Annotated in this window: 4 protein-coding genes and 1 pseudogene; all 5 read left to right on the top strand. The window is 55.4% G+C overall.

Features of this window, described 5'->3' with window-relative positions; all coding sequences use genetic code 11:
- Nucleotides 1-219: hypothetical protein (locus tag CSC94_RS25130; RefSeq protein ID WP_245408475.1), on the top strand; the 219-nt coding region annotated here is incomplete at its 5' end.
- The gene (locus tag CSC94_RS23700; protein WP_245408474.1) at nt 164-1,369 is read left to right on the top strand and encodes a DUF262 domain-containing protein; all 1,206 of its coding nucleotides are present in this window, start codon (nt 164-166) and stop codon (nt 1,367-1,369) included. The genes CSC94_RS25130 and CSC94_RS23700, both read left to right, overlap by 56 nt.
- A 104-nt stretch (nt 1,370-1,473) precedes the next feature.
- Nucleotides 1,474-4,152 carry an ATP-binding domain-containing protein gene (locus CSC94_RS23695; RefSeq protein ID WP_099308836.1) on the top strand — a complete coding sequence of 893 codons (2,679 nt, stop codon included), beginning with the start codon at nt 1,474-1,476 and terminating at the stop codon, nt 4,150-4,152.
- A 343-nt stretch (nt 4,153-4,495) separates the two neighbouring features.
- Nucleotides 4,496-5,653, top strand: a complete 1,158-nt coding sequence (locus CSC94_RS23690) for a tyrosine-type recombinase/integrase (RefSeq protein WP_099308835.1) — start codon at nt 4,496-4,498, stop codon at nt 5,651-5,653.
- Nucleotides 5,654-6,501: 848 nt separating this feature from the next.
- Nucleotides 6,502-6,920, top strand: a pseudogene (locus CSC94_RS23685) (aminotransferase class I/II-fold pyridoxal phosphate-dependent enzyme); the annotation flags it as partial.

Below are 6,920 nucleotides of genomic sequence, written 5' to 3'. Positions count from 1 at the left end.
GCCTTGAATTCCGGCGAATGCTGCTTCCGTTTCGACATCTCTGATCTCCTTCTCGTCGAAGATCAGCAGACAGCAATTCATAGCCTACGTCAGCGTCCGAAATTCGGGGGGCAGCTCAGATCCCGCCGCCATCAGGCGCTTTTACGGCTATCTCATCAACAAGGTGAAGATAATTCGTATCGAAACGCCAACAATCGCAAAAGCCTTAAAAATATTTGAAACCATCAATGATCGGGGCGTTGGCCTAGATGCGATGGATTTGTTGAAAAATCTTCTCTTTATGCACGCCAAGGATCATGAGTTTGGGAAGCTGAAGGATCTTTGGAAATCCTTGACGGACGAAATCTACTTGTCTGGAGAGAAGCCATTGCGCTTCTTGCGCTACTATCTTCTGGCAACTTTTGATGTAGACAGCAAGCTGCGCGAAGACGCAATCTACGATTGGTTTCAGAGGAACGAGGCAGCCACCAACCACGCTACCAATCCTGTAGGGTTTGCCCAAAAACTGCTCGCAGCGGCAAAGGCCTATGCCCAGTTTGCGAGGGGAAACAACCCAAAGGGTGTTCGCGAACCCGGAATCGCGAATACACGGCTTCTCGGCGGTAAATCTATCAAACAACACTTCATTGTGCTCCTTGCCGGGCGGCACCTGGGACCCGATGAATTCTCCCGACTGGCTGAAGAGGTTGAAAAGACGTTGTTTGTCTGGCTCATCACGGGGACGGCCGGAAAGGAATATGAAAGGCGAATTGTCGAAGCTGCCCACCGACTCCGTGAGTTGCCTCAGGGCAAGCTCGATGATTTTCTAGCTGAGACCTTTGTGGCCGAGCGAAGGGGCCTGCACAAGGATTTTGAACAGGTCATGCAGACGCTCCGGTCCTACGATACTCGACAGTTTCGTCTGCGCTATCTCATTGCCAAAATCACTCAACACGTGGATCTGTTGGCGTATGGGCCGAGCGAAGCCCGATGTAATTTGGCCGAGTATACAGCCGGCGGAAACGACATCGAACATATCTTGCCAGACAGGGGCGACGCTGAAGCAGTTGAAGAATTCGGCGACGGTGGAACCGATCAGGAAATAATACAGAGTCTTGGAAATCTTCTTCTGATCGAGAAGTCGATAAACCGTGCTATTTCAAACAAATCTTACTCGAAAAAGGTCGCTGCCTACTCGCAGTCTAAATTTCTTTTAACAAAGTGCCAATATTCAAGGCTAGGCACCGAAATTGGCTTGGCCGACAAGATTACGAAGACGGTTCAGAGCTTAGAGAATTACGCTGAATGGAATGCAGAGAACGTCAAGGCTCGGCAAGATTTTCTCGCGACGCTGAGCACACGGGTGTGGTGCACGTCTCCTGCTGAATGAGCTCGTGGTCTGCACATTGGATGACGAGAAAGACTAGGTCGTGCCAGCGGACTGAGCCATGCAACTTTGGCCGCGACTGAGCAGGGATATTGGGGGACAGATGAATGGCGGACGCGAAAGAGACCGAGGAGCAAATCAGGCCAATTGCGGAGGAGAGCCTTGAGACGTTCGATAAGGTCGCGAAAGCGGCGCAAGAGAATCTGCGGCGGGGCGCCTCAAGCAGCAACCCGACGTCAATTGTCAGAAATACGTTCACAGAGCAAGAAGCCATCAAGGCACATAACCGGATCACTCAGGAGAACCTCGAAGGAAACCGGACTCTCTCCCGCGAACCTGCAATCGCACGCGTGGTCGTTGTCGATGAAGATGGTCAGAAGACGACCTATTACTTCTCCCGCGCGGCTGCGCCGTCCCTTCCTGACAAACGGGTCAAGTTTGCCAGCTATCGTTCTCCGGTCGGGCGGCTTGCGGAACTAGGCGTCGGCGATGATTACGAGTTGCCGCGCGATGGCGAGACCGTTGACGTAGAAATCGTCGAGCATGCCCGGTTCCAACCATTCCAATCGAACCAAGGATGGGACGCGCGCAATGCCGTACTCGAAGGAGAAGACTATGGTCCTCTGACCGTCGAGTCTCTGCGTGCGCTCCTCGAAGCTGTCGAAGAGATTGACGAGACGGCCCTTGACGAGCTGCTGAAGGAGGAAAGCACCGAAGCCAATGTTCGCGAAGGCGTGCGGCGTGCAGTGATCTCCAGAATGGACCTGCGCGACCAGCCCATCCTGGATCGCTACCAAGGCGAAATCTTCCGAATGCCGCTGGGCAGTCGACTTTTGATCCTCGGTGCGCCGGGAACTGGCAAGACAACCACGCTCATCCGTCGCCTCGGACAAAAGCTGGATGTGGCATTTCTCGACGAGGAAGAGCGTCAGGCTATTCGCAGCGGCTCTGATGCCGATCACGCGCAAAGCTGGATCATGTTCACGCCGACCGAGTTGCTGAGGCTGTATGTAAAAGAAGCGTTCAATCGGGAAGGCATTCCCGCACCGGATGACCGAATCCGCACTTGGGCCGAGCTTCGAGAGGACCTGGCCCGTGGCGACTTTCGGGTTCTGCGTTCGGCTGCAAGCAGCAGTTCGCTTGTAATGAAGGAGACCGCGCGAACGCTTTTTCCCGGGGTAGAGGAGGAGCAGATCGCGTGGTTCTCCGATTTTGATCAATGGCAGCGGACTACATTCTGGGACGAGATGCGCGTCGCGGCCAAGAGCCTAAGTGAAACCCCGTCACCGGAGGTGGCGAAACTCGGTCGGCGGCTTCTGACAATCATCGAAGGCGGCGGGCCCACGCCCCAAGCGGCAATTTTCGTGTCCCTCATGGACGTGGCGGCCGAAATCGGAAAGCAGGTCAGCGCAATGAAGGAGGACACGGATGGAAGGATCCGCCGGGCGCTCAACCTCCAGGTAAATCGGGACAAGACATTCCTCGACAATATGGCAGCGTTCATTGCAACTCTCGACGAGGTGCTGGATGACGAAGACGAGCAGGAGGCCGATGACGAAGAGGAAGCGAACCAGCCCCGCGTGGGTCGTGCAGCAGCTGTCGCAGCTTACATGCGTACCCTTCGGTCCTTGGCACGGTCGCGTGCCCGCAAGAGAAGCGCGCCCAAGGCCGGGCCGACAGGCCGTCTTCTTGATTGGCTTGGCGATAGGACGCTCGGCAAAGAGGAATTGCTCGAGGTCGGCGAAAGTCTGGTCGTCCAATCCGCGTTGAGAGCGTTCGTCAATCCCGTGCGTCGGTATGTCGACGGAACGCCGGCGCGCTATCGTCGATTCAGACGTACCCGGCAGAGCGAAAACCGGTGGTACCGCACAGACGGTTTCAGCGCGACGGATGTGCACCCCCTCGAAGTCGATGTCATACTCCTTGCCATGTTGCGCGGGACTGACGAGCTGATGACCGGCGCACGCGCGTTGATCGACATGGAGACGCCGGGCCGCAGGCCCCTGGAGAGAGTGGCGCAGCTCTACCGAACTCAGGTTCTTGTCGATGAGGCGACAGACTTTTCACCGCTCCAACTGGCGTGTATGGCAACGCTCGCCAGACCGGCTACCCGTTCTTTCTTCGCGTGCGGGGACTTCAATCAACGTGTGACCAATTGGGGAACTCGCTCCCAAGATGAAATGAAGTGGGTACTCCCGGACATCGCGACGAAGACAGTCACGGTCGCCTATCGCCAAAGCAGGCAGCTTCACAACCTGGCGCGGCAGCTCGTTGTTCTCTCGGGAGGGAAGAAAGAGGACGCCGTTCTCCCCAACTTTGCAGAGAATGAAGGTGTCCCGCCCGTGCTGGCAAAAGGCAGGGCTAGCTTGGACGACACCACGTCATGGCTTGCGGAGCGGATCGTGGAGATCGAGGGATTTGTCGGTGAATTGCCGTCAATCGCCGTTCTGGTGAACAGCGAGGACGAGGTTGGCCCGGTGGCGAAATCACTGGGCGAAGCGCTAATTAATTACAACATTAGCGTCGAGGGGTGCCCGGACGGCAGAGTTCGTGGCAGAGATGGAGCAGTCCGCGTTTTCAATGTGCAGCACATCAAAGGTTTAGAGTTCGAAGCTGTCTTTTTCTTGGGCGTCGATCAACTCGCAGCAACGTATCCCGAGTTATTCGACAAGTATCTCTATGTTGGTGCAACTCGCGCGGCCACGTACCTCGGCATAACGTGCACCGAAGACATACCGTCGGGCATTGCCTCTCTTGAAGGACTATTCAAGAACGATTGGTCATAGGGCGTCAACATCAAGACTCAACCGCAACCAAGTGGCTGCAATCTGCAGCATCCCAGCGCACGCCGCTGACACCCAAAACGACACCCAGCGTGAATTTGCGCACCCAAGCGCAAATGCGCTTAGGGATTAACCACCTGATTTCATTGAATAATAATGGTGCCCAGGGGCGGCATGGATCCGAGTTCTCATCAAATAACATAAATGAACAAATTATCTATTTTAAAACAATAATATAGTGATCTGCGTGTTCATGGCAGAACACTGATTCTTATGGCTTCACATATCAAAAGGTGGGCTATAGGGTGGGCTGAATAAGGTGGGCCAGAAGGTGGACTAAAGCCAGATGATCTACAATGCGCTGAATCCGATGAAGGCAAAGAACCTGGCCGCCGGCAAGTATGCCGACGGTCAGGGGCTTTGGCTGGTCAAGCGTTCGAAAGGCGCAGGGAAGTGGATTCTGAGGATTGTCGTTGGCGGAAAGCGCCGAGAAATGGGTTTGGGCCCCTGGCCCGATGTCGCTGTGGCCGAAGCACGGGAGAGAGCTTCCGAATCTCGACGCAAATTGCGGGATGGAATTGACCCGATTGGCGAACGGGAGGCCGCCAACCGAAAGACCAAACGCTTGACTGTCGCCGAAGCAATTTCTTCCTGCTTCAAAGCAAGACAAGCGGAACTGAAGGGGGATGGCAAAGCCGGTCGGTGGATGTCGCCGTTGTCCACCCACGTCATCCCGAACATTGGGAAAATGGCTGTTGAAGATATCGACCAGCATGTTCTGAAGCAGGTCCTGGAACCGGTTTGGCATGACAAGCCGGATAGCGCTCGCAAGGCAATGAACCGGATCAACCTGACCCTCAAACATGCTGCGGCACTCGGGCTGGATGTCGACCTGCAATCCACAATGAAAGCGCGAGCACTTCTCGGAAAACAGAGACACGAGGCCCAGCACATCCCCTCGATGCCTTGGAAGGAAGCACCGAGCTTTTATGGAAAGCTATCCGATGCCCCCTACCAGATGACCTGTCTGGCACTGCGTTTCCTGATGCTTACCGCTTTGCGCACAAGTGAACTCCGGTTCGCGACCCATTCTGAAATTGAAAACGACATCCTCGTTATCCCGGCGGGCCGAACAAAGACGGGTGCAGAACACCGCGTTCCTCTCAACAAGGAAATGCGCACAATCATCGAAACGGCGCGACATTCCGAAGAACAGAAACTTCTCTTCCCGTCATCGACGGGGAAAGCGATGTCCGATGCGACGATGGCGCGCCACATGGAAAGGGAAGGCCTGGACTTCCGGCCCCATGGCTTCCGAGCCACGTTCCGCACCTGGGCCGAAGAACAGACCGATGCAGAGTATGAGGTCAAGGAAACCGTGCTTGGCCACAAGGTCGGAACAAGCGTTGAGCGCGCATACCAACGCTCCGATCTCCTGGAAAAGCGGAAAGCGCTTCTGGAAAGCTGGGCGGAGTTTCTTGTCGGAAAACAGTCTGCAAACTGAACCATCAATCAGATACTAGCGATTTATTCAGCCAAAGCGCATCTTCCAAGTGGATGAGCGCTTTGCGCCCCCAAACAGAACCCGCTTTGCGGGAGGGGCTTCAAGTTCTGCAATGGCACATACTTCGATGATCTTGAGCGGATAGAGATCGCAACCTGACTATGGAGTTCGTTTCAAACGGAGGAATTTTTCTTGACCAGTTCTACAAACGTCGCCCCAAACACGCCGCCTAGCCAGCGCATGCAGGAAGACATGTTGATGCCGTGATTGGGGTCCCATACCCAACGGGACTACATTCACCAGGTCCAACATTTCGCCGCTTTCCTCGGGCTCTCGCCGGTCACGTCCGTCAAGGTGGTGTAATTTCCCGAATGGCCTGAGGGCATGATCAGGCGGCCTTTGTGGTTATGCTGAGAATGGGGTCGATCTCCTCCTTGTCGATCTGGGCGAAGGCTTCGACCATCAACAGTGCGGTGTCGGCGTATCCGCCGTCAAACAACGGACGTGGACCTGCAAGCATTTCAGATGGTGGTATGAAGGCCGCAGCAAAATATGAGCATCGATTGCGCCTATAATACTCAAGGATATTCAACGTGTTGCCCCCGAGATTATGCAACGTGATCGGCCATTTTGTCCGATCGACGAGTGAGGCCGAACCTCTTTGTAGTCTCTACGCCAATCCGCTATCCAATCGCAGGCAAGTTTTCGATCCAATTTTCGAAAACAGAGTGGTCAGAGCAAACTCTTAACCAGACGCTAAGTTAACAAATAACTTTTTGTACGTATTTACCTCAAATTGAGGACACCCCCGCTAGAGTGAACCATCAATAAGAAACGGGGATGGCACCATGTCCAACTACAATACGATCGACGGCGTTCCGGAAGCAGCCCTCCAGGGCAGCATGCGTGATTTCAGGGTCATGGAGGGCGCCGATCTTCTGCGCCGCTGTGACGCTTTCTTCAACTGGCAGGACACGCGCCGCCAGTCCGGCACCTGGCCGTTTGGCCGCGCCACCGAGACGGGTCCGGCTTCGTCCTGCGCCGTGCGCGATGACGCCGGCCATCTCACAGAAGGCGTGAACTTCGCTTCGCAGGACTATCTCGGCCTCTCCGCCCATCCGGCGGTGCACCAGGCAGCCCATGACGCCATCGGCGTCTTTGGCGTCCACTCCGCGGGCTCGTCCGCGCTGGTGGGCAATATCTCGAGTTCCGTGCAGCTGGAGCGCGACATCGCCGAGTTCCTCCACATGGACCACGCCCTTCTGTT

The sequence above is a fragment of the Zhengella mangrovi genome, from assembly GCF_002727065.1.
Classification (GTDB): domain Bacteria; phylum Pseudomonadota; class Alphaproteobacteria; order Rhizobiales; family Rhizobiaceae; genus Zhengella; species Zhengella mangrovi.
This window is presented reverse-complemented; position numbering and strand designations above follow the sequence as displayed.

Coding starts and splice junctions, on each gene's coding strand:
- CSC94_RS23695 (WP_099308836.1), top strand. CDS start 1,474: ATGGCGGACGCGAAAGAGACCGAGGAGCAAATCAGGCCAATTGCGGAG.
- CSC94_RS23690 (WP_099308835.1), top strand. CDS start 4,496: ATGATCTACAATGCGCTGAATCCGATGAAGGCAAAGAACCTGGCCGCC.